This window comes from Rathayibacter sp. PhB151 (assembly GCF_004366415.1).
Taxonomy (GTDB): Bacteria; Actinomycetota; Actinomycetes; order Actinomycetales; family Microbacteriaceae; genus Rathayibacter; species Rathayibacter festucae.
Genome location: NZ_SOEN01000007.1, coordinates 1,160,156 through 1,185,898, shown reverse-complemented (window position 1 = coordinate 1,185,898; position 25,743 = coordinate 1,160,156). Strand labels below are relative to the sequence as shown.

Genomic DNA, 25,743 nt, shown 5'->3' with positions numbered 1-25,743 from the left:
GCCGCCGGGTCAGGCCGGGAACGCTCCGCGCTTGACCTGAGGCTTGGGCAGGCGCATCACGCGCAGCTGCAGGGCGCGCATCGCGGCGTACCACGGGATGCCCTTCTCGACCTTGTCGGCGCCGCCGAAGCGCTCGGCGAGCTTCTTCTTCAGGCGACGACCCAGCAGGATGCAGTCGAGGACGGCGAGCAGGAAGAACGCCCACAGGATGATCAGCGTGAGCGAGGCGAGCTCGGGCTGCGGGAAGAAGCTGATCAGCAGCACGACGACCATCACCGGGATGAGGAACTCGCCGAAGCTGAAGCGCGCGTCGACGTAGTCGCGGACGTACTTGCGCTGCGGGCCCTTGTCGCGCACCGGCAGGTAGCGCTGGTCGCCGGCGGCCATGCCGACGCGGGCCTGCTCGCGCAGCTCCGCGGTCTTCACGCGGGCGTCCCGCGCGGCCTGCTTGCGGTCGGTGACGACCAGCGGACGCTTGCGGGCGAGCTCCTGCTCGCGGCGCGTCGGGGTCGGCCGGCCCTTCCCGATGGCCGTCACGTCGGCGTCGTCGGGGGTGTCGGGTGCGATCGGGTGCTTGGCCACAGGGGAACGTCCTTGGAATCGAGGGTCTCTTAAGATTACCTCCATGGCTCACGACGCTCCGACTCCGTCCTCCACCCTGTCCGCCGCCGAGGAGGAGGTGCTCGCCGCCGTGCGCGACGACCTGCCCCGCTCGCTCGGCGAGCTGGGCCGGCTCGTCCGGATCCCCTCCGTCTCCTGGGACGGCTTCGACGCCACCCGCGTCGCCGCGAGCGCCGAGGCGATCGCCGAGCTCGCCCGGGAGACGGGTGTCTTCGACGAGGTCTCGATCCGCAGCTCCACCATCGGCGACTCCGACCTCCTCGGTCAGCCCGCCGTCCTCGCGACGCGGGCCGCCCGCAACGGCGCACCCACCGTCCTGCTCTACGCCCACCACGACGTCCAGCCGCAGGGGGCGGAGGAGGCGTGGGAGACGCCGCCGTTCGAGCCGACCGTGCGCGGCGACCGCCTCTACGGCCGCGGCGCCGCGGACGACAAGGCCGGCGTGGTCTCGCACCTCGCCGCCGTCCGGGCCCTGCGCCGGGTGGCGGGCGACGACCACGACCTCGGCCTCGTGCTCTTCATCGAGGGCGAGGAGGAGTTCGGCTCCCGCTCGTTCCCGACCTTCCTCCGCGAGCACCACGACGCGCTGCGGGCCGACGTGATCGTGGTCGCCGACAGCGACAACTGGGACATCGACACCCCCTCGCTCACCGTGGGCCTGCGCGGCAACGTCACGCTGACCCTCACCGTCCGCACCCTCGACCACGCCTCGCACTCGGGCATGCTCGGCGGCGCGGTGCCCGACGCGATGCTCGCGACGATCCGCCTCCTCGACACGCTCTGGAACGAGGACGGCTCGGTCGCCGTGGCCGGGCTCACCGAGCACGACGGTCTCGTCCCCGAGACCACCGAGGAGGACCTGCGCCGCGACTCCGGCCTGCTCGACGGCGTCTCGCCGATCGGCTCCGGACCGCTCCTCTCCCGGATCTGGTCGAAGCCGTCGATCACGGTCACCGGCATCGACGCACCCAGCGTGGTGGACGCCTCCAACACCCTCAGCCCGTCGGTGCGGGTCAAGATCAGCGCCCGCATCGCTCCCGGGCAGGAGGCGCAGGAGGGCTTCACCGCCCTCGAGCGGCACCTGCGGGCGCACGCTCCATTCGGCGCCCACCTCGAGATCGCCGACGTCGACACGGGGGAGCCCTTCCTGGTCGACACCTCGGGCTGGGCCGTCGGCCTGGTCGAGCAGGCGATGGCCGACGCCTGGGGCCGCGCGCCGCTGGAGACCAGCGTCGGAGGCAGCATCCCCTTCATCGCCGACCTCGTGCACGAGTTCCCGGACGCGCAGATCCTGGTCACCGGTGTCGAGGACCCGGACTCACGCGCGCACAGCCCGAACGAGTCCCTCCACCTCGGCGTCTTCCAGCGCGCGGCGCAGACGGAGGCGCTGTTCCTGCTGCGCGCCGCCGAGCACCGGGCCTGAGCGATTCGGAATAGCCCGGCCCGCGCCCGGGTTGCCACCGTAGAATCGTCGACAGCACGCCGTCCGATCCCGCCAGCTCTGTTCCCGCTCGGCTCCGTTCCGACCGATCCCACCGAGGAGTGACATGTCCGACACGACACTGACCGCCAGCACCACCACCGCGGCGCACGGCGTCTCGATGACCCCCGTCGCCGCCGCGAAGGTGAAGAGCCTCCTCGAGCAGGAGGGCCGTGACGACCTGCGGCTGCGCGTCGCCGTCCAGCCCGGCGGCTGCTCCGGCCTGATCTACCAGCTCTACTTCGACGAGCGCACGCTCGACGGCGACGCGGCGGTCGAGTTCGAGGGCGTGGGCCTGGTCGTCGACAAGATGAGCGTCCCCTACCTCGACGGCGCCTCGATCGACTTCGAGGACACCATCCAGAAGCAGGGCTTCACCATCGACAACCCCAACGCCGGCGGCAGCTGCGCCTGCGGCGACAGCTTCCACTGATAGACCGCGGCGACACGCCGCACGGCCCGCTCGCACGGCGCCCGACTCCCCGCTCCGGCGGGCGGCCGGGCGCCGTTCGCCGTTGCAGCACCACTTCGGCGAGAGGTCAAGAGCGGGTGCCGGTGCACTCCCTGCCGACGACGGCGGGTAGGCTAGGGCCGGTCTAATACAGTTTCGTGTGAACTGGTCCCCAGTCTTCCGAAAGGTCACCGGTGCGCTTCAATCGCCGTCTCCGCCGATGGGTCGCAGTACCCGTCGCAGGAGCTCTCGCCCTCGTCCTCGCGGGCTGCACGCAGGAGCAGCTGCAGGGCTGGCTCCCCACTGAACCCGGCACGACGAACCACGTCGACCGGGTCATCGGACTCTGGGTCACCTCCTGGATCGTCCTGCTTGCCGTGGGTGTCATCACCTGGGGCCTGACGATCTGGGCGGTCGTCGTCTACCGCCGCCGGAAGGGCCAGACCGGCCTCCCGGTGCAGCTGCGCTACAACATGCCGATCGAGATCTTCTACACGATCGTGCCGCTGATCCTCGTGATCGGCTTCTTCGCCTTCACCGCGCGCGACCAGGCCGCCATCGAGCAGGCCTACGACGACCCGGACGAGACCATCCAGGTCTACGGCAAGCAGTGGGCGTGGGACTTCAACTACGTCGACGAGGACGTCTACTCCGCGGGCATCCAGGGTCAGTACGAGGACAGCGCCGACGGCGCCGGCTCGCTGGTCGAGTCCGAGGTGCCGACGCTCTACCTGCCGGTGAACCAGAAGATCAAGATCCAGCTCGACGCCCGCGACGTCATCCACTCCTTCTGGGTCGTCGACTTCCTCTACAAGAAGGACATGATCCCCGGCAAGACGAACTACATGTACGTCACGCCGCTCAAGGAGGGGACCTACGCCGGCAAGTGCGCCGAGCTCTGCGGCGAGTACCACTCCGCGATGCTCTTCAACGTGAAGGTCGTCTCGCAGGGCGAGTACGACGACTACATCCAGTCGCTGCGCGACGCGGGCCAGACCGGCCAGCTCGGCGCCGAGTACGACCGCAACAGCAACCTGCCCGGCACCGGCGCGCCGGCCCGCACCGAGAACGAGGAGTAGAGGGAGCATGAGCACCGCCACAGCACCCGCCCCGTCCCGCTCATTCGGCACACCGCCGGTCGAGCGCAAGGCGAACGTCCTCGTTCGCTGGATGACGTCCACCGATCACAAGGTCATCGGGTACATGTACCTGATCACCTCGTTCATCTACTTCTGCATCGCGGGCGTGATGGCCCTGGTCATCCGCGCCCAGCTCTTCGAGCCCGGCCTCGCCGTGGTCGAGACCCGCGAGCAGTACAACCAGCTCTTCACGATGCACGGCACGATCATGCTGCTGATGTTCGCGACGCCGCTCTTCGCGGGCTTCGCCAACGTCCTCATGCCGCTGCAGATCGGCGCTCCGGACGTCGCGTTCCCGCGACTCAACGCGTTCGCCTACTGGCTCTACAGCTTCGGCTCGCTGATCGCGGTCGCCGGCTTCATCACCCCGCAGGGCGCCGCGTCCTTCGGCTGGTTCGCCTACGCGCCACTCTCGAGCACGACGTTCTCGCCAGGGCTCGGCGGCAATCTCTGGGTCTTCGGCCTGGCGCTGTCCGGCTTCGGCACGATCCTCGGTGCGGTGAACTTCATCACCACGATCATCACGATGCGCGCGCCCGGCATGACGATGTTCCGCATGCCGATCTTCACCTGGAACATCCTGGTGACGTCGATCCTCGTGCTGCTGGCCTTCCCGGTCCTCGCCGCCGCGATGTTCGCCCTCGGTGCCGACCGCGTGTTCGATGCGCACATCTACGACGCGGCCAACGGCGGCGTGCTGCTCTGGCAGCACCTGTTCTGGTTCTTCGGGCACCCCGAGGTGTACATCATCGCGCTGCCGTTCTTCGGCATCGTCTCCGAGGTCTTCCCGGTCTTCAGCCGCAAGCCGATCTTCGGCTACAAGACGCTGATCTACGCGACCATCGCGATCGCCGCCCTGTCCGTGACCGTGTGGGCGCACCACATGTACGTCACCGGCTCGGTCCTGCTGCCGTTCTTCTCGCTGATGACGATGCTGATCGCGGTCCCGACCGGCGTGAAGATCTTCAACTGGATCGGCACCATGTGGCGCGGATCCGTGACGTTCGAGACCCCGATGATCTGGGCGATCGGCTTCCTGATCACCTTCACCTTCGGTGGCCTCACCGGCGTCATCCTCGCGTCGCCGCCGCTGGACTTCCACGTGTCCGACTCGTACTTCGTGGTCGCGCACTTCCACTACGTGGTGTTCGGCACCGTCGTGTTCGCGATGTTCTCGGGCTTCTACTTCTGGTGGCCCAAGTGGACCGGCAAGATGCTGAACGAGACCCTGGGCAAGTGGCACTTCTGGCTGCTGTTCATCGGCTTCCACACCACCTTCCTCATCCAGCACTGGCTCGGAGTCGTGGGCATGCCCCGCCGCTACGCGAGCTACCTGCCCGAGGACGGCTTCACCTGGATGAACCAGCTGTCGACGATCGGCGCGATGATCCTCGCGGTCTCGCTCATCCCGTTCTTCCTCAACGTGTACATCACGGCCCGCAAGGCGCCGAAGGTCACGGTGAACGACCCCTGGGGCTTCTCGCGCTCGCTCGAGTGGGCGACCTCCTGCCCGCCGCCCCGGCACAACTTCACCTCCATCCCGCGCATCCGCAGCGAGGCTCCGGCCTTCGACCTCAACCACCCCGAGGCCGGCATCCCCGTCGGCATCGGTCCGGCGAAGGACGCTCCGGACGCCCCCACGTACGACAAGTCCGAAGGCACGGTGAAGTAGGGCCATGCGCGCGAACGTCAATCTGTTCTGGCTGCTCGCCGGGTTCTTCCTCCTCGCGGACGTCACCTACATCCTCTGGTCGCTGATCGACACCGGCCAGGTCGAGTGGGTCGGCACCGTGGGCATCGCGCTCTCGTCGGTGCTGGGCGGCTTCATCGCCTTCTACGTCGGCCGGGTGCACAAGGCCCAGGGCGCCGAGCTGCCCGAGGACCGCCTCGACGCCGACATCGACGACGGCGACCCCGAGCTGGGCTTCTTCAGCCCGTGGAGCTGGTGGCCGCTGATCCTGGGCGGTTCCGCCGCACTGGCCTTCCTCGGCCTCGCGGTCGGCTTCTGGATCACCTACATCGCGGTCGGCCTCTTCCTGGTCGCGATCGCCGGCTGGGTGTACGAGTACTACCGCGGGTACTTCGCCCGCTAGTCGGACTGCACGGCTCCGAGGGCCGGGTGCAGGAGGTTTCGACCTCCGGCACCCGGCCCTTTCGCGTGGGGCGAGGGAGTCCGCAGAGCGGGCCCGGGCCTCTGCAGTCCCCTCGGAGTGCGGACACTCGCGAACGGACGCGAAACGGGCTCGGATGGGCCCCTGGAGGCCGCTCCGGGTCCACTCGCGCGGCCACTGGGCTTCGAGCGGACCCGTAACGGGACTCGGCCGGCGGCGTGCGTCCGTTCCGGGGAATCTGGAGGGGCAGAGCTCCCTTCATGCAGGTCTAGCAGCCGCACAGGGGCGGATCGAGACCTGGCTTAATCAGCAGGGCGTGTCTGCAGGCTTCTGTTCTGAAGGTGGTGGATCTCGATACGCCCGTTTCACGGGCTACTCGATCAGCAAAGTCGACTCCACGCCGACCGTCCGACAGAGGTACGCCGACATGGGGGTCATGGAGACCCGGTCCCTTCCGCGGGGCGGATCTACGAACTGCGTCTTCTGGCGTGGGTGGATCTGCTTGGAAGACCCTTCGCAGACATGCTGGTCGAGTAGCCCTGCTGGGGCGTGTCGAGACCCGCCCACCGCAAGGACGTCGGTCTCTTCCCCGCCCTGCGATGGCGCGGAAGGCGCCCCCTCCGCTCGATACGCGACCTGCGGTCGCTACTCGGGCAGCAGGGGTCCGGCCCGGTGGGAGCCGTCCGAGCCACTGCGCGGCGTCTCGGGAGGTGGTGCCGCGTCGCCCGCTCATGGTGCGTGGGGGAGGAGCCGCGCTCTCTCCCTGCTGGTCGAGGAGCCTCGCAGGGGCGTATCGAGACCAGCGGTCCTCAGCGGGGCGGGTCTGCAGACTCGTGTTCTGACGGTGGTGGATCTCGATACGCCCGCTGTGCGGGCTACTCGATCAGCATGTGCGGGGCGGTGCTGTCCATGATGGTCGAGGAGGCCCGCAGGGGAGCGTCGAGACCGGCCGTCCCCAGACGTGCGGGTCTGCAGTCTCGTGTTCTGACGGTGGTGGATCTCGATACGCCCGCTGCGCGGGCTGCTCGATCGGCAGGAGGGGGCGGGCTCTGCTGTGCGGGGGTGCCGCTCGGTCAGTGGTGTTCTGCGCTCTGTCCGGGATGGTCGAACAGGGGACGACGAAGGGCCCGGACGCTGTGCGTCCGGGCCCTTCGGGGGAGGGGGTCAGTGCTCGCTGTGCGAGCTCTCGAGCTCCTTCTGGGTGACGGGGGTGATCCGGTCCTCGAAGAACCAGCGGGAGAGGCCGGCGCGCACGCGCTCCGGGGCGGTGATGCGACCACGGGAGTCCGGGCGGATCATGAGGGGCTCGTACTCCTCCTGGCCGACCAGCTTCCAGCGCTCGTACGCGTCGAGCTGCTGGTGCACCTCGATGAACTCGCCGCCGGGGAGGCGGACGATGCGGCCGGACTCGAAGCCGTGCAGGGCGATCTCGCGGTCCTTCTTCTGAAGGGCCAGGCAGATGCGCTTCGTGACGAAGTACGCGATGACCGGACCGGCGAAGAGGAGGAACTGCAGGGCGTGGATGACGCCCTCCATCGTGAGGTGGAAGTGTGTCGCGATGATGTCGGAGGACGCCGCAGCCCAGAGGACGGCGTAGAACGTGACTCCGGCGGCACCGATCGCGGTGCGGGTGGCGGCGTTGCGCGGGCGGTCGAGCAGGTGGTGCTCGCGCTTGTCACCGGTGATCCAGGCCTCGAGGAACGGGTAGAGCAGGACGACGACGATGAACAGGCCGACCACGGAGAGCGGTAGGAGGATGTTGAACGAGATCGTCCCGAGGCCCGGGATCGCCCACTCGAGTCCCGGCGGGACCAGACGCAGGGCACCGTCGGCGAAGCCGATGTACCAGTCGGGCTGGGTGCCGGCGGAGACGGGGGAGGGGTCGTACGGGCCGTAGTTCCAGATCGGGTTGATCGTGAACAGCGAGGCGATGAGGACGACGACACCGAAGACGATGAAGAAGAATCCACCGGCCTTCGCGGCGTAGACCGGGAGCACCGGGTAGCCGACGACGTTCTGCTCGGTCTTGCCCGCACCGGGGAACTGGGTGTGCTTGTGGACCACCACGAACACGAGGTGCAGGGCGATGAACGCGAGCACCAGTGCCGGCAGCAGCAGGATGTGCAGGGTGTAGAGGCGGCCGACGATGTCGGTGCCGGGGAACTCGCCGCCGAAGAGGAGGAACGAGACCCAGGTGCCGACGATCGGGATGCCCTTGACCATGCCGTCGATGATGCGGAGGCCGTTGCCCGAGAGCAGGTCGTCCGGCAGGGAGTAGCCGGTGAAGCCCTCGGCCATCGCGAGGATGAAGAGGACGAAGCCGATGACCCAGTTGATCTCGCGCGGCTTGCGGAACGCACCGGTGAAGAAGATGCGGAGCATGTGCAGGCCGATCGAGGCCACGAACAGCAGGGCCGCCCAGTGGTGGATCTGGCGCATCAGCAGGCCGCCGCGGATATCGAACGAGATGTCGAGCGATGAGGCCATCGCCGCGGACATCTCGATGCCCTTGAGCGGCAGGTAGCTGCCCTCGTAGTGCGTCTCGACCATGGAGGCCTGGAAGAAGAAGGTGAGGAAGGTGCCCGAGAGCAGAATGATCACGAAGCTGTAGAGCGCGACCTCGCCGAGGAGGAACGACCAGTGGTCCGGGAAGATCTTGCGGCCGAACTCCTTGACGACCGCCGAGATGCTCGTGCGCTCGTCGATGTAGTTGGAGGCCTTGCCGACGTATCCCTTCTGCAGCTTGCCGCTGCCGAGGATGACGCCGTCGCCGGGCTCCGCGGGCGATGCCGCGGGGCGGGAAGGTGTGGTGGTGGACATGTGTGTCATCGCTCCCAGAAGGATGGTCCGACCGGCTCCGTGAAGTCGCTGCGGGCGACCAGGTATCCGTCGGCGTCGATGGTGATGGGGAGCTGCGGAAGCGGGCGCTTCGCAGGACCGAAGATGACCTCGGCCTCGCGCTTGATGTCGAACTGCGACTGGTGGCACGGGCACAGGAGGTGGTGGGTCTGCTGCTCGTACAGCGCCACGGGGCAGCCGACGTGCGTGCAGATCTTGGAGTAGGCGACGATGCCGTCGTAGTTCCAGGTCTCGCGACCCTCGCTGACGGTCAGGTCCTCGGGCTTCAGGCGCATCAGGAGGACGGCGGCCTTGGCCTTCTCCTCCAGCTTGCCCTCGACCTCGTCGAGTCCCTCGGGGATGACGTGGAAGGCGGAGCCCAGCGTGACGTCCGATGCGAGGATCGGCGCTCCGGAGGGGTCCAGGGTGAGCCGCGTGCCCTCGCGCCACATCGTGGTCTTGAGGAGGGCGACGGGGTTCTGGTCCTGCGGTCCGAGGCCTCGGAACAGGATCACGGCGGGCAGCGGGAAGACGATCAGCGAGCCGATGAGGCTGTTGCGGATCAGCGAGCGCCGGCCGAAGCCGGACTCCTTGTCGGACTGGTCGAAGATCTCGAGCGCGCGGGCACGGGTGTCCTCGGCGCTGCGGACGGGGTGGCGGATGTCGATGCCCTCGTGGTCGGACATCAGCTGCTTGCCCCAGTGGACGGCGGCGATGCCGATGCCCAGGAGTGCCAGCGACATGCCGAGGCCGATGAACAGCGTGTTCAGCCGGACCGACTCCATGCTCTCCGTGATCGGGAACGCCATGTAGGCGGCCACCGCGAAGATCGAGCCCGCGAAGGAGAGGTAGAAGAGCGTGTAGACCGTGCGCTCGGCCCGCTTCGCGGCCTTGGGGTCGACGTCTGTCATCCGGGGGCGGTGCGGCGGGAGGCCCGGGTCCTGGACGCGGTCCCGCGTCACGACCGCGGTGCCGGCCGGAGCACTCCCGTGCCCGGTGGCCGACGAGGTGGCGAGGTCGGTGCCACCCTCATCGTGCTCTGCCATGGTTCTCCTTTTCACGCCGTGTCGACGCCGCTCGGCGTCGTGGGGGTCGAGCGCCCGCCAGGGCGCCGGTGTCTGCTAGTTGGATCGTGCGGTGATCCACACCGTCAGGGCGACGATGGAACCGAGTCCGAAGATCCAGAGGAAGAGGCCTTCGGCGACGGGGCCGAGGGAGCCCAGGGCGAATCCGCCCGGGGAGGGGTTGGCCTCGATGTACTTGAGGTAGGAGATGATGTCGCGCTTGTCTTCCGGCGAGATGTTGAGGTCGTTGAAGACCGGCATGTTCTGCGGGCCGGTGACCATCGCCTCGTAGATGTGCGCCTCGGTGACGCCGCCCAGCGGGGGAGCGAACTTGCCCTCGGTCAGCGCGCCGCCGGCGCCGGCGACGTTGTGGCACATCGCGCAGTTGATCCGGAAGAGCTCGGCGCCGTTGGCCGAGTCGCCCTGGGCGTCGAGGACCTCGCCGGTGGGGATGGCGGGGCCGGGCGCCAGCGAGGCGACGTACGCCGCCAGCTCGGCGACCTGGTCGTCGGTGAACTGCACCGGCTTCTCGAGGGCCTGCGGGCCGTGCATCTGCATCGGCATGCGGCCGGTGCCGACCTGGAAGTCGACCGAGGCGGCGCCGACGCCGATCAGCGACGGGGCGTTGTCGGTGCCCGCAGCGTCGAGGCCGTGGCAGGTGGCGCAGTTGGCGGCGAAGAGCTTCGAGCCCTCGTCGATCGTCTGCTGGCTGGTGGCCGAGGTCTCCGCGGAGGCGGAGGTCGCGACGCCGACGGCCGCGTAGGTGCCGCCGGTGAGGCCGAGGCCGATCGCGATCAGGGCCAGCGTGGCCAGGGGGTGACGGCGACCCTTCTTGGCGCGGCTCTTCGTCTTCGGGGAGGCCATCGAGGCAACCTTCCTGCGGGGTTCGGGAGTGTGGTGGGGCATGGAGGCGGCTGGCCTCACTTCAGGAAGTAGATGACGACGAAGAGGCCGACCCAGACGACGTCGACGAAGTGCCAGTAGTAGGACACGACGATCGCGCTGGTCGCCTCCTTGTGGCCGAAGTTCTTGACGGCGAAGGCGCGGCCGATGACGAGGAGGAAGGCGATGAGCCCGCCGGTCACGTGCAGGGCGTGGAAGCCGGTGGTGAGGTAGAACGCGGAGCCGTAGGCGTTGCTCGAGAGCGTGACGCCCTCCGAGACGAGGGTCGCGTACTCGAGGACCTGACCGCAGACGAAGACCGCGCCGAGGGCGTAGGTGAGGAAGAACCACTCGACCATGCCCCACTTGAACGGGCTGAGCCCGGTGGAGCGCGGCTGCAGGCGCTCCGCGGCGAAGACGCCGAACTGGCAGGTGAACGACGAGGCGACCAGGATCACCGTGTTCACGCTCGCGTAGGGGACGTTCAGGATGCTGGTCTCGGCCGACCACAGCTCCGGTGAGGTGCTGCGGAGGGTGAAGTAGATCGCGAACAGGCCCGCGAAGAACATGACCTCGCTGCCCAGCCAGACGATCGTTCCGACCGCGACCGGGTTGGGTCGGTTCACTGCGGGCACGGTGGCCGTGGGGGAGAGAGAGGTGCTCGTCACACAGACCATTATGGACGATCGCAAGGGGGGGAACTCGCACTTCCCGTGGGGCCTTCGTAGTCGCATAATCTGAGAGCCATGTCGGAAACCCTGTCCTGGCCGCTCATTCTCGGCTCCCTCCTCGACTCCTCCGATCTCTCGGTGTCGGAGGCGACCTGGGCCATGGAGCGGGTGATGCAGGGCGAGGCCACGCCGGCGCAGCTCGCGGGTCTGCTGATCGCGCTGCGCGCGAAGGGCGAGACGGTCGACGAGATCGTCGGCTTCCGCGACGCGATCCTCGAGCACGCGGTGCCGCTGGACGTGGATCCGATGGCCCTCGACATCGTCGGGACCGGAGGGGATCGCTTCGGCACGGTCAACATCTCCTCCACCGCGTCGATCATCGCGGCGGCCGCCGGAACGCCGGTGATCAAGCACGGGAACCGCGCGGCGTCCTCCTCGTCGGGCTCCTCGGACGTGCTCGCGGCGCTCGGCGTCGATCTGTCGCTCTCCGCCGACCGGGTGGCCGAGGTGTTCCGCCGGACGGGGATCGCCTTCGTCTTCGCCGCGATGTTCCACCCCGGGTTCCGCCACGCGGGGCCCGTGCGGGCCGAGCTGGGCGTGCCGACCGTCTTCAACTTCCTCGGGCCACTCTGCAACCCGGCGCGGCCGGAGGCGTCCGCCGTCGGGGTCGCGCACCTGGACCGGGTCCCGCTCTTCGTCGGGGTGTTCCAGACCCGCGGCGCGACGGCGCTCGTCTTCCGCGGCGACGACGGCCTCGACGAGCTGACGACCACCGGGCACAGCCACATCTGGGAGGTCTCGCGCGGCTCGGTCGTCGAGCACGACCTCGACCCGCGCGACCTCGGCCTGCGCCGCGCGAGCATCGACCAGCTCCGCGGACGCGACGCCGCCTACAACGCGCAGGTCGTCCGCTCGGTCCTGGCAGGCGAGAAGGGGCCGGTGCGGGACATCGTGCTGCTGAACGCGGCGGCGGGACTGATCGCGTTCGATCTGGCGCGCGACCCGGGGCTGATCCGGACGGCGATCCTCGACCGCCTCCGCTCGGCGCTCGACCGCGCCGCGCAGGCGGTCGACTCGGGTGCCGCGACGGCGAAGCTGGACCAGTGGGTCGAGGAGACCAGGCGCGGCGCCTGAGCCGCGATGCCGGGCCTGCGCGAGCCGGGACGGCGGGCGTAACGTGGAGCCGCTGTCCGCGACGGAGCGGAGCGCCCTGGAGGAGACCTCGATGAAGAAGCTCATCAACGACCCGAAGAACGTCGTCGCGGAGTCCGTGGCCGGATTCGGCCTCGCGCACGCCGACCTGGTGCGGGTCGAGCCCGATCCGCTGTTCGTGGTGCGCGTCGACGCTCCGCGGCAGGGGAAGGTCGGCATCGTCAGCGGCGGCGGCAGCGGGCACGAGCCCCTGCACGCCGGCTTCGTCGGCGTCGGCATGCTCGACGCCGCGGTGCCCGGGCCGGTGTTCACCTCGCCCACTCCCGATCCGATCGTCGCCGCCACGAAGGCGGTCGACGGCGGTGCGGGCGTCCTGCACATCGTGAAGAACTACACCGGCGACGTGCTCAACTTCGAGACGGCGGCCGACCTGGCCCTCGCCGACGACGTGGAGGTCCGCTCGGTGATCGTCGACGACGACGTGGCCGTCAAGGACTCCCTCTACACGGCGGGGCGCCGCGGCGTGGCCGGGACGGTGATGGTGGAGAAGATCGCCGGAGCGGCGGCCGAGCGCGGCGACTCGCTGGACGAGGTGGCGGCGATCGCCGAGACGGTCGTCGCGAACGTCCGCTCGATGGGCGTCGCGCTGCGGCCCTGCACGGTGCCGCACGCGGGGGAGCCGAGCTTCGAGCTGGCCGAGGATGAGATCGAGATCGGCATCGGCATCCACGGCGAGCCCGGCCGCGAGCGGATCCCGCTCGAGCCGGCCGACCGGATCGTCGACCGCCTGCTCGCGCCGATCCTCGAGGACCTCCCCTTCTCCTCCGGCGACGACGTGCTCCTCTTCGTCAACGGACTGGGCGGCACCCCGCAGGTCGAGCTCTACCTCGTCTACCGCCGGGCCGCGGAGGTGCTGGCCGAGAAGGGCGTGACGGTGCGGCGCAGCCTGGTCGGCAGCTACGTCACCTCGCTGGAGATGCAGGGCGTCTCGATCACGCTGCTGAAGCTGGACGACGCGCTGACGGAGCTCTGGGACGCACCGGTGCAGACCGCCGCGCTGCGCTGGGGACGCTGAGAGGCCCCGAGCAGAGGGCGGGCGCCCGGCCCGGACAGCGGCGCGCACACGACGACACGACCGCACGACGACACGACGGTCGCAGAGGCGACACAGGGAAAGAGGACGGATCGATGCAGGACGGACAGGGAGCGCAGGAGCTCGACGCGGCGTGGGCGGTGGCCTGGATCCGGGCCGCGGCGCAGGCGGTCTCGGAGCACCGGGTGGAGCTGATCACGCTCGACCGCGCGATCGGCGACGGCGACCACGGCGAGAACATGGACCGCGGCTTCCAGGCCGTGGTGGCGAAGCTCGACGCGGCTGCCGAGCTCGCGACTCCGGCCGAGGTGCTCAAGCTGGTGGCGACCACGCTGATCTCGACGGTGGGCGGAGCCTCCGGGCCGCTGTTCGGCACCGCGTTCCTCAAGGCGGCCGGCGCGGTCACCGGGCAGGAGTCGCTCGACGGTGCCGCGGTCGCGGCACTGCTCGCGGCGGCGCGCGACGGGATCGTGCTGCGCGGCAAGGCCGAGGTCGGCGACAAGACGATGGTGGACGCGTGGACGCCGGCGGTCGAGGCCGCGCAGGCCGCCTCGGCCGACGGCTCCTCGGCGGCCGCCGTGCTCGCCGCGGCAGCGGACGCCGCGCAGGGCGGAGCGGAGTCGACCGACCCGATGGTCGCGCGGAAGGGCCGAGCGAGCTACCTGGGCGAGCGGGCGGTCGGGCACCGCGATCCGGGCAGCGTGTCGAGCGTCCTGCTGCTGCGCGCCGCGGCCGAGGCGGCGGCGTGAGCGTCGGGCTCGTCCTCGTCTCGCACAGCGCGCGACTGGCCGAGGGACTCGTGGAGCTGGCGGCGCAGATGGCGCCCGACGTCGCGCTGATCGCCGCGGGCGGCACGGACGACGGCGGGATCGGGACGAGCTTCGAGCGGATCACCGCGGCGCTGGCCGAGGCCGACTCCGGCGAGGGCGCCGTGGTGCTCTGCGACCTCGGCTCGGCGATCATGACCGCGGAGACCGCGGTGGAGTTCCTGGACGACGAGGCGCGGGAGCGGGTCCGGATCGCGGACGCGCCGCTCGTGGAGGGCGCGGTGGCGGCGGCCGTGGCGGCGGGCACCGGTGCCGCGCTGGCGGACGTGCTCGCGGCGGCGGAGTCGGCGCGGGGTGCACTCCTCGCCGAGTCGCCCGCGGCGCCCGCCGAGTCGGCGAGCGTGCGGCGGACGGTGCGGCTGATCAACCCGAACGGGCTGCACGCCCGGCCGGCGGCCGACTTCGTCACCCTCGCCACCCGCTTCGACGCCCGGATCGACGTGAACGGCAAGGACGCGACGAGTCTGCTCGGTGTGATGTCGCTCGGGCTGGATCGCGGCGACGAGGTCGCGATCTCGGCGACCGGCGCCGAGGCGGAGGAGGCCGTGGGGCGGCTCGCCGACCTGGTCGCGTCGGGGTTCGGCGAGGTCTAGCCGCCCAGGGCTCAGGGAGTCGCGGAAGGCGCCTCCTACCCTGGAGGCATGCCTCTGCGTGGAACCCGGCCCCCGTCCGTCCTGCTGCGGCGCGTCCTCGCGGTGCCGCGCGCCGTGCGCCGGGCCGATGCCCGCGCCGCCCGGAAGCTCAACGCGCGCCGTCCGGTGCCGCTCGTGGACGGAGCGCTGGTCGGGCTCTCGCGCGCCGCCGATCACGGGGTGCTCTGGTTCGGGCTCGGGGCGCTGCTGCTGCTGGCCGGCCGGCCTCGGGAGGCGGCGCGCGGCGCGGCCTCGCTGGCCGTCGCGAGCGCCGCGGCGAACCTCGTCGGCAAGCAGCTCTTCGGCGGCGTCCGGCCGCTCGTGGTGGACGTGCCGGTGGGGCGGCGGCTCGCCCGCGTGCCCACCTCGCCGAGCTTCCCCTCCGGCCACGCGGCGAGTGCCGCCGCCTTCGCCGCCGGGGTCGCGCTCGAGAACCCGCGGGTGGGACTCGCCGTCGCGCCGCTCGCCGCGGCCGTCGCCTTCTCGCGCCTGCACGTCGGGGTGCACTGGCTCTCCGACGTGGTCGGCGGAGCGGCGCTCGGCGCGGCCGTCGCGGGCCTCGGGAAGGTGCTGGTGCCGGCGCGCCCGCGGCACGTCCCCGTCTCGGAGCGGACGAGCCGGCCGCCGGTCGACGTGCGTCCGCTCGGCGACGGTCCCGGCCTGCTGGTGGTGCTCAACCCGAGCGCCGGGCGCGACTCGCACCGGCCGGATCCGGAGCCGCTGATCCTGCAGCGCTTCCCCGCGGCGCGGGTGCACCGGCTGGCCGAGGGCGAGGACCTGGGCGAGGTGGTGCGCTCGGCGCGCGCCGGCGACGCTCCGCCCGAGGTGCTGGGCGTCTACGGCGGCGACGGGACGATGGCGGTCGGCGCGGGGCTCGCGCGGGCCGAGGGGATGACGCTCCTGGTGCTGCCGGGCGGGACGATGAACCACTTCGCCAAGGCGCTGGGCCTGGTGACGATCCAGGACGCGCTCGACGCGGCGGCGCACGGCGAGCGCCGCGACGTCGACGTGGCCGAGGTGACGGCCGGAGACGCCGAGCCGGTCACGGTGCTGAACACCGTCTCGATCGGGCTGTACCCGGAGTTCGTGGCCGCGCGGGAGAAGCGCGAGAAGGTGATCGGCAAGCCGCTCGCCGCGGTCCTCGCCGCCTTCGAGGTGGTGCGCTCGACCGATCCGTTCGAGCTGCGGCGCGACGGGCGGACGGAGCGGGTCTGGTCGTACTTCGTCGGGGTGAACCGGGAGCACCCGCGCACCGCGACGCCGCTCGCCCGCCGGCGCCTGGACGACGGGCAGCTCGACATCCGCGTGCTGCACTCGGGCCGGACGCCCCGGACCCGCGGCGCGGTGTCGCTGGCGCTCGGGCGGGGCGCGACGCCGGTGGTCGGGCGGGTGCCCGGCTGGCGCGCGCCGGTGGTCGAGTCGGCCAGCACCGCAGGCGTCGTGGTCGGCGCGCGGCGACCGGCCGGCGTGGACCCGGAGTGGGCGCACGACGGCGAGAGCGAGGTGTTCGACGGCGAGCCGGACGGGTTCCACGAGGCGAGGGTCCGGATCGTGCCGCTGGCGCTGCGGGTCTACTCGGCGGCCGACGACCGCGGGCACGGCGAGGGCGGGGCCGGGAAGTAAAGCCCCCGGCGGATGTCCGCCGATCCGCCTGCGCGCCGGGGAGCGCGTGCCACCCTGGGGAGGGAGCCGGCCGGGCTCTCCTGCAGCCGGCCGCTCCGCCGACTGAAGGAGTCCGCCGTGCGACGCATCCACTACGCCGAGGGGAGCGTCCTCACCGGGGACGACATCGCGGACGCGGTGCTCGAGTACGCCCGGATGCTCGCCTCGACGGCGACCGCGGCCACGGTGGAGATCCCCGTCCGGCGCGGTGAGGGCGTGCTGACGGCCCGGCTGCTGCTCGGGCCGTCGAGCCAGATGCTGGTCGAGGACGAGCCCGAGGACGCCGCGGAGATCGTCGACGAGGCGCTGGTCGCGGACCTGGCCGACCGCGCCCGCCGGCTCGGACGGCCCGTGCCGATGGCGACCGACGACGACCTGGCGATCCCGCTGGACGTCCTCGACTACTGAGCGGAGTCCCGCGCTTCCGGGCGCCGGGCCGCCGGTCGGTCCGCGGCGGTCAGGGCCCGCTCGAGATCGTCGAGGGCGGGCACCTGGCCGGCGGTGATCTCCTCGCGGGCGCGCTCGAGCGGCAGCCACTCCGCGCGCTCGATCTCCGGGTAGTCGCGGAGCACTCCGGAGCCGCGCGGCCACTCGAGCTCGAAGGTGTTGCTCGCGACGAAGGTGATCTCGACGGCGCACTCGGCGGCGTAGACGGTGACGGTCTTCCCGGAGCGCTGGCGGTAGGCGCCGAGGAGCGCGTAGTCGAGGTCCGGGGCGGCGACGCCGATCTCCTCCTCGAACTCGCGCCGGGCGGCGTCGAGCGGCGCCTCCTCGGGCGTGTGCAGGCCCTTGGGGATCGACCAGGCCCGCGGGCGGCGCGTCCACAGCGGGCCGCCCATCCGGCCGAGGAACACCTCGCGCTCGCCGCCCCGCAGCCGGTGCAGGAGGATGCCCGCGCTCGTGGGTCCCGTCATCGCTGCGCTCATCCGCCCATCCTGCCGCCTGCCCGGGCCGCCGTGGAAGGATCGAGGGGCCGACCCGAGATCCGCCCGGAGTGACCCGCATGAGCAGCACCGAGACCAGCCGCACCGAGACCAGCCGCACCGAGACCAGCGGCGCCGTGACCAGCGGCGTCGAGACCGTCCGCACCGGGACCGGCATCGGAACGAGCACCGGGACGACCGGCCGTGCGCTCGTCCTCCGGAGGCTGCGCGAGGAGCTCGGCGCCGCGGTGACGACCGAGGGGCCGGACTTCGAGTCCGCGCACACCGACAAGTCCGGCTGGACCGCCGGCGGTCGCGCGCTCGCGCTGGTCCGCGCGCGCTCGGTCGCCGACGTGCAGGCGACGCTCCGGCTCGCCACGGAGCACCGGGTGCCGGTCGTCCCGCGCGGCGCGGGGACGGGGCTCGCGGCGGGCGCCGTCGGCCGGGACGGCGCGATCGTCCTCTCGACGGCGGCCATGGACCGCATCCTCGAGATCTCGCTCGAGGACGAGCTCGCGGTCGTGGAGCCGGGCGTGCTCAATCAGGCGCTGTCCGACGCGGTCGCCGCGGACGGGCTGATCTTCTCGCCCGACCCGGCGAGCAAGGCGATCTCGAGCATCGGCGGCAACATCGCCACCAACGCGGGCGGGCTGCTCTGTGCGAAGTACGGGGTCACCCGCGAGGCGGTGCTCGGTCTGGCCGTCGTGCTGGCCGACGGGCGCCTGGTGCGGACCGGGCGGCGCAGCGTGAAGGGCGTCGCCGGCTACGACCTCACGGCGCTGCTCACCGGCTCGGAGGGGACGCTCGGCGTGATCGTCGAGGCGACGGTGAAGCTGCGGCCGATCCCCGCGGGCCGCGTGGTCACCGTCGGCGCGTACTTCCCGAGCGTCGTGGCCGCGGCGGCCGCCTCCGCCGCGATCACCGCCGCGCGCCTCCGACCGGCGGTGATGGAGCTGATGGACGAGGGGGCGCTCGCCGCGATCGGCCGCTACACGGGCGCGCCGCTCGACCGCGGCGCCGCCTACCTGCTCGTGCAGACGGACGGCGGGGGAGCGGAGGACGAGGCGCGCCGGATCCTCGCGATCGTCACCGGGGCCGGCGGGGACGCCGAGTCGACGGACGACCCGGTGGCGGGCGAGGCGCTGCTCGCGGTGCGGCGGGCCTTCCATCCCGCGCTCGAGGCCGAGGGCGAGGTGCTGATCGAGGACGTCTGCGTGCCGCGCTCGGCGCTGCCCGCGATGTTCGCCGCGATCCGCGGGATCGAGGAGCGCACCGGGCTGAGCATCCCGACCGTGGCCCACGCGGGCGACGGCAACCTGCACCCGAACTTCGTCGTGCCAACAGGGTCCGACGGGGTCGGCGAGGAGGTCTGGGCGGCCGCGGGCGAGCTGTTCCGCACGGCGCTCGCGCTCGGCGGCACTCTCACGGGCGAGCACGGGGTGGGGCTGCTGAAGCGGCGCTGGCTCGCGGAGGAGCTCGGCGAAGACTCGATGGCGCTGCAGCGCGGGATCAAGGCGGTGTTCGATCCGCTGGGGATCATGAACCCGGGGGCGGTGTACTGAGGGCTCCCGCCCGGGGTCAGAGGAGCTCCTCGGCGAGCAGCCAGGCCGTCAGCACGATCGTGGCGGCCGACATCAGCCAGTAGAGGATCGTCTCGCGCCAGGAGCCGGCCGAGCCGAGGACGGGGATCGCGGCGTAGCCTCCGGACGTCCAGAGCCGCCGCAGCACGGGCGCGCGGCGCACCCAGCGCGGAGAGCGGATCCGCAGCGGCCAGAGCCAGTTGATCCCCTCGGTGGTGAGGGCGTCGCCGGCGACGTGCACGAGGTAGCCGAGGGTCGCGGCGACCTGCAGCCAGGCCCAGGTGCCGTCGGCGAGGGTGACCAGGAGGACGGTCACGACGAGCGCTCCGGCCCAGGCGATCGGCCAGGAGGGCGCCGCCCTGACCGCCTTCGCGGCGAAGGCGATCGCCGGCAGGGTGAGCACGGCGGCCAGCGAGACCGGGCCGACCAGCGGCACGGGGAAGCGCAGGGCGACCAGGAGCGGGATCAGGTACCAGACGACGGCGACGGCGAGCAGGGAGTGCATCCCGTGCCGGTGGCCGCCGCTGATGCGGCCGGCGGTCGCGGTGAGGAGGGACGCGCCGGGTGCCGAGCGCGAGATCGTCGCCCGGGCGTGGTCGGCGTCCGGGACGAGCGCCCAGCCGGCGGCGACGCCGAGACCGACGAGCCGCAGGTCGAGCGGCAGGCCGGCGAGACCGAGCGGCGCGGCGAGGGCCGGGACGGTCGTGACGACGGACCAGGCGAGCGCGCCGGAGACGGCGTGGGAGCGACCCATCACGAGAGTGCCTCCGCGGGGTGGATCTTCAGAGCGATGAGAGCCGAGTCGCCACGCAAGAAACCGAATCGATCACGACTCCGGTCTGCAGAGTTGACCTCGCCGACTGCGATCGTAGCTCGACGCGATCGATCGGCTCGACGCACCGCGCCATCATGCGAATATCGGCGATATCGGTACCGCGCGGGCCACTGATGGCAGGAGCAGGGTCCCAGAGAGGGTCACTCGGCGGCGAAACGTCCGAGAAGATCGGCTTCTCGGGCGATCAGACGCTCGACCAGTGCTGCGGCATCGCCGTCCGGAACGACTGTGAGGCCGGCGACCTCGACGGTTGGAAGCTCCCGCAGGACCAGGGGCCGGTTCGCATCCTCCGCCGCACTCATGGGATCAGGCTAGGCCGGAGCGCAGCGAACTCGCGATTCCAGTCGCGTCCTCTGGCACGGCGTCAGCGGCACGGGCACGGCGTCTCTGGCACGGCCGCCGCACGCTTGGTGATGGACATCGCCGGAAATGCGAGAACCCCCGGCGGACCGGGGGTTCTGGTGGTGGGCGATACCGGACTCGAACCGATGACCTCTTCCGTGTGAAGGAAGCGCGCTACCAACTGCGCCAATCGCCCTGACGGCCGTCTTGTGGACGACCCGAGAAACGATCGTAGCGGATCCGCGGCGCTCGGATGCACCGGGAACGGCGCGCCACGCCCGGGTGAACAGCGGATTGCGGGGCGGTTTCGCGCGGAAAGACGCGGGTCCGGCGTCGCGGTGCGCGAATCGGGCCGCCGTCGATTTGGAAGTTCGCGCGGCGTTCGGATACAGTCTTCTAGGTCGAGCCGGGCAGCGAAAGCGCCGGGGAGACAGGCAAGACAAGCAAGTGGCAGCAAGACCGTGTGGCAACACACACATCATGCGGATGTGGCGCAGTGGTAGCGCATCACCTTGCCAAGGTGAGGGTCGCGAGTTCGAATCTCGTCATCCGCTCGAAGAACCGGCCCCCGGGTCGGTGTTTCACCTGGTCGGCCCGAGGAGATCACTCTCCGAGGGGCCGCCGACACCGAATCCCGTACACGGTGGATTGGCCGAGAGGCGAGGCAGCGGCCTGCAAAGCCGTATACACGGGTTCGAATCCCGTATCCACCTCGATCGTTCACCGAGCGAGGCGCTCCTCCGGGAGCAGCGGGCGATTGGCGCAGCGGTAGCGCGCTTCCCTGACACGGAAGAGGTCACTGGTTCGATCCCAGTATCGCCCACCACGACGACACCCCCGGCTCCGGCCGGGGGTTCGTGCGTTAACGGGGCGGATCGTCGAGGACCACGTGCGTCGGCGGGTCCGCTCGGTCTAGCCTCGCAGGGTGTCAGCCTCGATCGCCGTCGGCCACGGCACCGTCCTCCGCCTGGTCACCCGGGAGGACGGTCCCGCGCTCGCCGAGGCGTACCGCCGCAACCGGCGCCGCCTCGCGCCCTGGGAGCCGCTGCGGTCGGCGCGGTTCTTCGAGGCCGGCGGGCAGACCGACGCGATCGCCGACGCGCTGCACGGGCACCGGTCCGGAGCGCTCCTCCCGCTGGTGCTCGAGCGCGGCGACGAGCTCGTCGGGCGAGTGACCCTCTCGAACGTGGTGCGCGGCGCCTTCGACAGCGCGGACCTCGGCTACTGGGTCGACGGCGAGCTCGAGGGCCGCGGGGTGATGACCCGGGGGGTCGGCGCGACACTCGGCCTCGCCCGCGACGAGCTGCGCCTGCACCGGGTGCAGGCGGGCACGCTGCTGCACAACGTTGGCTCGCAGACGGTGCTCGAGCGCAACGGCTTCGAGCGGATCGGCGTGGCCCGCCGCTACCTGCGGATTGCGGGGGAGTGGCAGGACCACCTGCTCTTCCAGGTGCTGCTCGAGGACGCCGCAGCGACGCCGCTGCTGCCGCCGCAGCCGTCGCCGATGCGGCTCGTCTAGGGTGAGCGCGCCGACGCTCGCTCGGCGCAGGCAGCCGGAGGGACGACGGACGATGAGGCGCACGATCGGCGGACGCGGGTTCGACTTCGAGCGGGAGGTCGCGGTGATGGCGGTCGTGAACCGCACGCCCGACTCCTTCTACGACAAAGGGTCCACCTTCGCGCTCGACCGAGCCGTCGACGCCGCGGTGCGGGCCGCCGAGCAGGGCGCCGACTGGGTCGACATCGGCGGCGTCCCCTTCGGCCGCGGGCCCGCCGTCTCGCTCCAGGAGGAGCTGGACCGGGTGGTGCCGGTGGTCGCGGCCATCCACGGGCGCAGCGACGTGGTGATCTCCGTCGACACGACGCGCGCCGAGGTGGCCCGGGCGAGCATCGCCGAGGGCGCCTCCGTCGTCAACGACACCAGCGGGCTGCACGATCCCGGGATGCTCGCGGTGCTCGCGGACTCCTCCGCCCAACTCGTCGTCACGCACAGCGTCGGGGCGCCGCGCAGCGAGCCGGTCGCGCCGCAGTACGACGACGTCGTAGCGGAGGTGATCGAGCACCTGCGCGTGCGCGTCGACCGGGCGCGGGCGGCGGGGATCCCCGACGACCGGCTGATCGTCGACCCCGGGCACGACCTCAACAAGAACACGCTGCACACGCTCGAGCTGACGCGGCGGCTGGGCGAGCTGGCGGTGCTCGGGCTGCCGGTGCTCGCGGCGGTGTCGAACAAGGACTTCATCGGCGAGACCCTCGATCGGCCGCAGGGCGAGCGGCTCGAGGGGTCGCTGGCGGCGGCGGTGATCTGCATCCTGAACGGGGCGCGGATCGTCCGGATGCACGATGTGCGGCAGGCGGTCGACGCGGTGCGGCTGACCGAGGCGGTGCTGGGCTGGCGGGCGCCGGCGTATCTGCGGCACAACGTCGCGGCCGACGAGACGGCGGGTCGCGCGTGAGCGCGGCGATCGACCGGCTCCGGCCGGCGCCCGCCCAGGACCTCGACGACGAGCAGCTGCTCGCCGCCTACGCGGACGGCGCGGGTGACGCATGGCTGCGGGTGAACTTCGTCTCGAGCATCGACGGGGCGGTGACCCGCGAGGGCGTCTCGGGGGCGCTGGGCGGCGAGGCGGATCTGCGGGTCTTCGATCTGCTGCGGCGCCTGGCCGACGTGGTGCTGGTCGCGGCCGGCACGGTGCGGACCGAGGGCTACGGGCCGATGGTGCTCGGCGACGAGGCCGCTGCGGCGCGGACGGCGGCCGGGCTGCCTCCGCATCCGGTGTTCGCGATCGTGTCGGGGTCGCTGGACCTCGATCCCGGGTCGCGGATCTTCACCGAGGCGCCGGTGCGGCCGATCGTGGTGACGACCGGGGCGTCGCCGGAGCGGCGGCGCGCGGAGCTGGCCGAGGTCGCCGACGTGCTGGTCTGCGGCGAGAACGCCCTGGACGCGGGACGGATGCGCGCGGCACTCGTCGAGCGCGGGCTCGGCCGGATCCACTGCGAGGGCGGCCCGGGCCTCCTCGGCACACTGCTGGCCGCGGACGCCGTCGACGAGCTGTGCCTGACGATCAGTCCGTCGCTCGAGTCGGGCGACGCCGGCCGCATCGCCCGGGGCACTGCGACTCCGCGTGACCTGCGCCTGGCTCACGTGCTGGCTGCCGGCGACACCCTCCTCCTCCGCTACCTGCGCTGACCGTTCGCGAGATGCCACTTGTGCACGCGACACGCCGAGGAGAGCGTGCACAAGTGGCATCTCGCGGGAGGGTGGAGGGATGAGCGGGCCGGATCTGAGCAGGCAGACGTCGATGGCGGGGGTGCGGGTGCCCGAGGTGGCGATCGCGCTCAACGGGGGAGTCGCGCCGGAGCTGGTGTGGCGGAACCAGCTGGACGGGCTGACCTTCCGGGTGCGGGACGGGTACCTCAAGTGGAATCCGCGGGCGAGCGGTGTCGACCTCGGGCGGGAGGCGGCGCGGCTCGAGTGGCTCGCCGGACGGCATCCGGTGCCGCGGATCCTCGAGCGCGGGGAGGACGATGAGGCGCAGTGGCTGCTGACGGCGCCGCTCGATGGCGCGAGCGCGGTCGCTCCGGAGTGGATCGCGCGGCCGGAGGAGGCGGTGCGGGCGATCGCGGCGGGGCTGCGGGCGGTGCACGCACTGCTCGTGGCCGAGGTGCCCGCGGCGCTGCGCGGCGACTCGTGGTTCGATCGGCGCCCCGCGGCGCTCGGTGCGGCTCCGGCGCTGGACGAGCCCGTCGTCGTGCACGGGGACGCCTGCGCGCCGAACACTCTGATCGGCAGCGACGGCCGCTGGTGCGCCTCCGTCGACGTGGGCGATCTCGGCGTGGGCGATCGCTGGGCGGATCTCGCGGTCGCGGTGGTCAGCCTCGGCTGGAACTACGGCGAGGGCTGGGGGCCGCTGCTGCTCCGCGAGTACGGGATCGGGCCGGACGAGGAGCGGGCGCAGTACTACCGGGAGCTGTGGCGGCTCGAGTCGTGAACCGAGCGCGACTCGGGAGCTCGGCCATGGTGATCGAGTAGCCCGCGGAGCGGGCGCATCGAGATCCGCCGGCGTCAGAACAGGGGTCTGCAGACCGGCCGTGCTGACGATGGTGGGTCTCGATACGCCCCTCCGGGGCTACTCGACCAGCATGGGGGGCGCTGCTGCGTCCTTTTCCGGGTCAGTCCTTCGCGGCCGCCTTCTCGGAGTCCTTCGCGGCCTCGTCGTCCTGGGAGGGGCCCTTCCGGCCGCGGTTCTCGCTGGAGAGGCGCAGCCAGCGGCCGTCGCGGACGTCCTTCTCGTGGACCGCGGCCTTCTTGTCGCTCGCGGCGGTGTCGCGCGGGGGCAGCTGGATGGTCTCCTCCGCCTCGATGCCGGCCTGGAGCTCACGGCCGCGCTCGAGCTCGGCGTCGAACTCGGCGCCGAAGAGCAGAGCGATGTTGGTGATCCAGATCCAGAGCAGGAAGACGATCACGCCACCGAGCGAGCCGTAGGTCTTGTTGTAGTTGGAGAAGTTGGCGACGTAGAACGCGAAGCCGACCGAGGCGAGCAGCCAGATGGCGAGCGCCAGGATCGACCCGACGCTGATCCAGCGGAACTTCGGCTGGCGGATGTTCGGCGCCCAGTAGTAGAGGATCGCGATGGTCAGCACCGCGATGATCACCAGCACCGGCCACTTGGCGATGTTCCAGACCGACAGCGCGGCGGGGCCGAGACCGACGACGTCGCCGACGGCGCTGGCGACCGGGCCGCTCAGCACCAGGATGAGCGCGGCGACGACGATCAGGATCACGGTGACGACGGTGACGCCGAGCATGGTCGGGCGCAGCTTCCAGAACGGGCGGCCCTCGTCGATCTCGTAGACGCGGTTCATCGCGCGGCCGAAGGCGCCGACGTAGCCGGAGGCGGACCAGAGCGCGCCGACGAGACCGGTGACGAAGGCGACGCCGGCGGCCGGGGAGTTCACCAGCGACTGGATCGGGTCGCGGAGCAGGTCGACGACCTCGGCGGAGGCCAGGTTGCCGACCAGGTCGAGCACGGTCTGCGTGGTCGCCTGCGCCTGGCCGAAGAGGCCGAGGACGGAGACGATGGCGAGCAGCGCCGGGAACAGCGCCAGGACGGCGTAGTAGGTGAGCGCGGCGGCGAGGTCGGTGCACTGGTCGGCGCCGAACTCGCGTCCGGTCTTCTTCAGGACGTAGAACCAGGAGCGCTTGGTGATGTCGGTGACGTCGTCGGGCTTGCGCGCGTCGTCGGGCTCGGGCGCGGTCTTCTCGCGGGTCGTGCTCTTCTCGGCCATGCCGCCACGCTATTGCCCTGGGCGAGAGAACGGTGGCCCCTTGACGCCGAGCCGCCCGATCCGGGAGGGGAGCGCTCTCAGACAGCGCCGTCGACCCGGTGCCCGCGGGCCGTGCTGCCGCGCCGGCGCCTCGGACGGTGCCTCAGGCGGT

General features: G+C 71.5%; 25 protein-coding genes and 4 tRNA genes. 19 read left to right on the top strand and 10 right to left on the bottom strand.

Annotated elements, in window-relative coordinates; all coding sequences use genetic code 11:
• Positions 1-9 precede the first annotated feature (9 nt).
• A complete protein-coding gene (locus EDF35_RS13045; RefSeq protein WP_243587142.1) occupies positions 10-582 on the bottom strand; it encodes a DUF3043 domain-containing protein in 573 nt (190 codons plus the stop codon).
• 43 nt (positions 583-625) lie between these two features.
• Here EDF35_RS13045 and EDF35_RS13040 point away from each other — a divergent pair, with 43 nt between their 5' ends.
• The 5 genes from EDF35_RS13040 to EDF35_RS13020 all read left to right on the top strand — a co-directional run bounded on the left by EDF35_RS13040 (position 626) and on the right by EDF35_RS13020 (position 5,784).
• Positions 626-2,044, top strand: coding sequence for a dipeptidase (locus tag EDF35_RS13040; RefSeq protein ID WP_133962600.1), 1,419 nt, complete (start codon positions 626-628; stop codon positions 2,042-2,044).
• A gap of 124 nt (positions 2,045-2,168) precedes the next feature.
• Entirely contained in the window at positions 2,169-2,534 is a 366-nt protein-coding gene (gene erpA, locus EDF35_RS13035; RefSeq protein WP_123446151.1) for an iron-sulfur cluster insertion protein ErpA, read from the top strand.
• A 212-nt stretch (positions 2,535-2,746) separates the two neighbouring features.
• Entirely contained in the window at positions 2,747-3,631 is an 885-nt protein-coding gene (gene coxB / locus EDF35_RS13030; protein ID WP_123446152.1) for a cytochrome c oxidase subunit II, read from the top strand.
• A gap of 7 nt (positions 3,632-3,638) precedes the next feature.
• Positions 3,639-5,363 (top strand): cytochrome c oxidase subunit I, encoded by a 1,725-nt coding sequence (gene ctaD / locus EDF35_RS13025; RefSeq protein ID WP_123446153.1) that lies wholly within the window; start codon positions 3,639-3,641, stop codon positions 5,361-5,363.
• A 4-nt stretch (positions 5,364-5,367) separates the two neighbouring features.
• Positions 5,368-5,784 carry a cytochrome c oxidase subunit 4 gene (locus tag EDF35_RS13020; protein ID WP_123446154.1) on the top strand — a complete coding sequence of 139 codons (417 nt, stop codon included), beginning with the start codon at positions 5,368-5,370 and terminating at the stop codon, positions 5,782-5,784.
• A gap of 1,182 nt (positions 5,785-6,966) precedes the next feature.
• Here EDF35_RS13020 and EDF35_RS13015 read toward each other — a convergent pair.
• From EDF35_RS13015 to EDF35_RS13000, 4 genes are all read right to left on the bottom strand, one after another.
• Positions 6,967-8,622 (bottom strand): ubiquinol-cytochrome c reductase cytochrome b subunit, encoded by a 1,656-nt coding sequence (locus EDF35_RS13015; RefSeq protein WP_123704510.1) that lies wholly within the window; start codon positions 8,620-8,622, stop codon positions 6,967-6,969.
• Positions 8,623-8,627: 5 nt separating this feature from the next.
• A complete protein-coding gene (locus EDF35_RS13010) occupies positions 8,628-9,686 on the bottom strand; it encodes a Rieske 2Fe-2S domain-containing protein (RefSeq protein WP_133962599.1) in 1,059 nt (352 codons plus the stop codon).
• 75 nt (positions 9,687-9,761) lie between these two features.
• Positions 9,762-10,568 carry a c-type cytochrome gene (locus EDF35_RS13005; protein WP_123446157.1) on the bottom strand — a complete coding sequence of 269 codons (807 nt, stop codon included), beginning with the start codon at positions 10,566-10,568 and terminating at the stop codon, positions 9,762-9,764.
• A gap of 56 nt (positions 10,569-10,624) precedes the next feature.
• Positions 10,625-11,263 (bottom strand): heme-copper oxidase subunit III, encoded by a 639-nt coding sequence (locus EDF35_RS13000; RefSeq protein WP_123446158.1) that lies wholly within the window; start codon positions 11,261-11,263, stop codon positions 10,625-10,627.
• 69 nt (positions 11,264-11,332) lie between these two features.
• Here EDF35_RS13000 and trpD point away from each other — a divergent pair, with 69 nt between their 5' ends.
• The 6 genes from trpD to EDF35_RS12970 all read left to right on the top strand — a co-directional run bounded on the left by trpD (position 11,333) and on the right by EDF35_RS12970 (position 17,031).
• The gene (trpD, locus tag EDF35_RS12995) at positions 11,333-12,391 is read left to right on the top strand and encodes an anthranilate phosphoribosyltransferase (protein ID WP_123733007.1); all 1,059 of its coding nucleotides are present in this window, start codon (positions 11,333-11,335) and stop codon (positions 12,389-12,391) included.
• 91 nt (positions 12,392-12,482) lie between these two features.
• On the top strand, positions 12,483-13,484 hold the full coding sequence (dhaK, locus tag EDF35_RS12990) for a dihydroxyacetone kinase subunit DhaK (protein ID WP_123704887.1): 1,002 nt from the start codon (positions 12,483-12,485) through the stop codon (positions 13,482-13,484).
• 113 nt (positions 13,485-13,597) lie between these two features.
• Positions 13,598-14,251 (top strand): dihydroxyacetone kinase subunit DhaL, encoded by a 654-nt coding sequence (gene dhaL, locus EDF35_RS12985; protein WP_123733008.1) that lies wholly within the window; start codon positions 13,598-13,600, stop codon positions 14,249-14,251.
• Positions 14,248-14,922: a dihydroxyacetone kinase phosphoryl donor subunit DhaM gene (gene dhaM, locus EDF35_RS12980; protein WP_133962598.1), complete on the top strand. Its 675-nt coding sequence runs from the start codon at positions 14,248-14,250 to the stop codon at positions 14,920-14,922. The genes dhaL and dhaM overlap by 4 nt, the downstream gene beginning before the upstream one ends.
• 48 nt (positions 14,923-14,970) lie before the next feature.
• Positions 14,971-16,584: a phosphatase PAP2 family protein gene (locus tag EDF35_RS12975; protein WP_133962597.1), complete on the top strand. Its 1,614-nt coding sequence runs from the start codon at positions 14,971-14,973 to the stop codon at positions 16,582-16,584.
• 117 nt (positions 16,585-16,701) lie between these two features.
• Complete coding sequence (locus EDF35_RS12970; RefSeq protein ID WP_123446162.1) at positions 16,702-17,031, top strand: hypothetical protein; 330 nt, start codon at positions 16,702-16,704, stop codon at positions 17,029-17,031.
• Here EDF35_RS12970 and EDF35_RS12965 read toward each other — a convergent pair.
• Positions 17,025-17,537 carry an NUDIX domain-containing protein gene (locus tag EDF35_RS12965; RefSeq protein WP_133962596.1) on the bottom strand — a complete coding sequence of 171 codons (513 nt, stop codon included), beginning with the start codon at positions 17,535-17,537 and terminating at the stop codon, positions 17,025-17,027. The two genes, EDF35_RS12970 and EDF35_RS12965, sit on opposite strands and share 7 nt — an antisense overlap.
• 89 nt (positions 17,538-17,626) lie before the next feature.
• Here EDF35_RS12965 and EDF35_RS12960 point away from each other — a divergent pair, with 89 nt between their 5' ends.
• A complete protein-coding gene (locus EDF35_RS12960; protein WP_208323060.1) occupies positions 17,627-19,108 on the top strand; it encodes an FAD-linked oxidase C-terminal domain-containing protein in 1,482 nt (493 codons plus the stop codon).
• 16 nt (positions 19,109-19,124) lie between these two features.
• Here EDF35_RS12960 and EDF35_RS12955 read toward each other — a convergent pair whose 3' ends face one another.
• From EDF35_RS12955 to EDF35_RS12950, 3 genes are all read right to left on the bottom strand, one after another.
• A complete protein-coding gene (locus EDF35_RS12955) occupies positions 19,125-19,880 on the bottom strand; it encodes a metal-dependent hydrolase (RefSeq protein WP_166674099.1) in 756 nt (251 codons plus the stop codon).
• A 221-nt stretch (positions 19,881-20,101) separates the two neighbouring features.
• Positions 20,102-20,263 (bottom strand): hypothetical protein, encoded by a 162-nt coding sequence (locus EDF35_RS20845; RefSeq protein WP_166674098.1) that lies wholly within the window; start codon positions 20,261-20,263, stop codon positions 20,102-20,104.
• Between the two features lie 160 nt (positions 20,264-20,423).
• Positions 20,424-20,499, bottom strand: a tRNA-Val gene (locus EDF35_RS12950).
• 286 nt (positions 20,500-20,785) lie between these two features.
• Between EDF35_RS12950 and EDF35_RS12945 the strand changes: the two genes are divergently transcribed.
• From EDF35_RS12945 to EDF35_RS12915, 7 genes are all read left to right on the top strand, one after another.
• Positions 20,786-20,857: transfer RNA gene (locus EDF35_RS12945), tRNA-Gly, on the top strand.
• An 88-nt stretch (positions 20,858-20,945) separates the two neighbouring features.
• A tRNA-Cys gene (locus EDF35_RS12940) sits at positions 20,946-21,016 on the top strand.
• Between the two features lie 38 nt (positions 21,017-21,054).
• Positions 21,055-21,129 (top strand) — tRNA-Val (locus EDF35_RS12935).
• 99 nt (positions 21,130-21,228) lie between these two features.
• Positions 21,229-21,822, top strand: coding sequence for a GNAT family N-acetyltransferase (locus EDF35_RS12930; RefSeq protein ID WP_166674097.1), 594 nt, complete (start codon positions 21,229-21,231; stop codon positions 21,820-21,822).
• Between the two features lie 52 nt (positions 21,823-21,874).
• Positions 21,875-22,759, top strand: coding sequence for a dihydropteroate synthase (folP, locus tag EDF35_RS12925; RefSeq protein WP_133962594.1), 885 nt, complete (start codon positions 21,875-21,877; stop codon positions 22,757-22,759).
• Entirely contained in the window at positions 22,756-23,493 is a 738-nt protein-coding gene (locus EDF35_RS12920; RefSeq protein ID WP_133962593.1) for a pyrimidine reductase family protein, read from the top strand. Before folP ends, EDF35_RS12920 begins: the two co-directional genes overlap by 4 nt.
• A gap of 79 nt (positions 23,494-23,572) precedes the next feature.
• On the top strand, positions 23,573-24,295 hold the full coding sequence (locus EDF35_RS12915) for a phosphotransferase (RefSeq protein ID WP_133962592.1): 723 nt from the start codon (positions 23,573-23,575) through the stop codon (positions 24,293-24,295).
• Between the two features lie 181 nt (positions 24,296-24,476).
• Here EDF35_RS12915 and EDF35_RS12910 read toward each other — a convergent pair whose 3' ends face one another.
• Positions 24,477-25,592, bottom strand: coding sequence for a YihY/virulence factor BrkB family protein (locus tag EDF35_RS12910; RefSeq protein ID WP_133962591.1), 1,116 nt, complete (start codon positions 25,590-25,592; stop codon positions 24,477-24,479).
• Positions 25,593-25,743: the final 151 nt, after the last annotated feature.

Excerpts from the sequence above, each read along its gene's own strand:
- EDF35_RS13040 (WP_133962600.1), top strand. The coding sequence starts at position 626 with ATGGCTCACGACGCTCCGACTCCGTCCTCCACCCTGTCCGCCGCCGAG.
- erpA (WP_123446151.1), top strand. The coding sequence starts at position 2,169 with ATGTCCGACACGACACTGACCGCCAGCACCACCACCGCGGCGCACGGC.
- ctaD (WP_123446153.1), top strand. The coding sequence starts at position 3,639 with ATGAGCACCGCCACAGCACCCGCCCCGTCCCGCTCATTCGGCACACCG.
- EDF35_RS13020 (WP_123446154.1), top strand. The coding sequence starts at position 5,368 with ATGCGCGCGAACGTCAATCTGTTCTGGCTGCTCGCCGGGTTCTTCCTC.
- EDF35_RS13015 (WP_123704510.1), bottom strand. The coding sequence starts at position 8,622 with ATGTCCACCACCACACCTTCCCGCCCCGCGGCATCGCCCGCGGAGCCC.
- EDF35_RS13010 (WP_133962599.1), bottom strand. The coding sequence starts at position 9,686 with ATGGCAGAGCACGATGAGGGTGGCACCGACCTCGCCACCTCGTCGGCC.
- EDF35_RS13005 (WP_123446157.1), bottom strand. The coding sequence starts at position 10,568 with ATGGCCTCCCCGAAGACGAAGAGCCGCGCCAAGAAGGGTCGCCGTCAC.
- EDF35_RS13000 (WP_123446158.1), bottom strand. The coding sequence starts at position 11,263 with ATGGTCTGTGTGACGAGCACCTCTCTCTCCCCCACGGCCACCGTGCCC.
- trpD (WP_123733007.1), top strand. The coding sequence starts at position 11,333 with ATGTCGGAAACCCTGTCCTGGCCGCTCATTCTCGGCTCCCTCCTCGAC.
- dhaK (WP_123704887.1), top strand. The coding sequence starts at position 12,483 with ATGAAGAAGCTCATCAACGACCCGAAGAACGTCGTCGCGGAGTCCGTG.
- dhaL (WP_123733008.1), top strand. The coding sequence starts at position 13,598 with ATGCAGGACGGACAGGGAGCGCAGGAGCTCGACGCGGCGTGGGCGGTG.
- EDF35_RS12975 (WP_133962597.1), top strand. The coding sequence starts at position 14,971 with ATGCCTCTGCGTGGAACCCGGCCCCCGTCCGTCCTGCTGCGGCGCGTC.
- EDF35_RS12965 (WP_133962596.1), bottom strand. The coding sequence starts at position 17,537 with ATGACGGGACCCACGAGCGCGGGCATCCTCCTGCACCGGCTGCGGGGC.
- EDF35_RS12960 (WP_208323060.1), top strand. The coding sequence starts at position 17,627 with ATGAGCAGCACCGAGACCAGCCGCACCGAGACCAGCCGCACCGAGACC.
- EDF35_RS12955 (WP_166674099.1), bottom strand. The coding sequence starts at position 19,880 with ATGGGTCGCTCCCACGCCGTCTCCGGCGCGCTCGCCTGGTCCGTCGTC.
- EDF35_RS20845 (WP_166674098.1), bottom strand. The coding sequence starts at position 20,263 with ATGAGTGCGGCGGAGGATGCGAACCGGCCCCTGGTCCTGCGGGAGCTT.
- folP (WP_133962594.1), top strand. The coding sequence starts at position 21,875 with ATGAGGCGCACGATCGGCGGACGCGGGTTCGACTTCGAGCGGGAGGTC.
- EDF35_RS12915 (WP_133962592.1), top strand. The coding sequence starts at position 23,573 with ATGAGCGGGCCGGATCTGAGCAGGCAGACGTCGATGGCGGGGGTGCGG.
- EDF35_RS12910 (WP_133962591.1), bottom strand. The coding sequence starts at position 25,592 with ATGGCCGAGAAGAGCACGACCCGCGAGAAGACCGCGCCCGAGCCCGAC.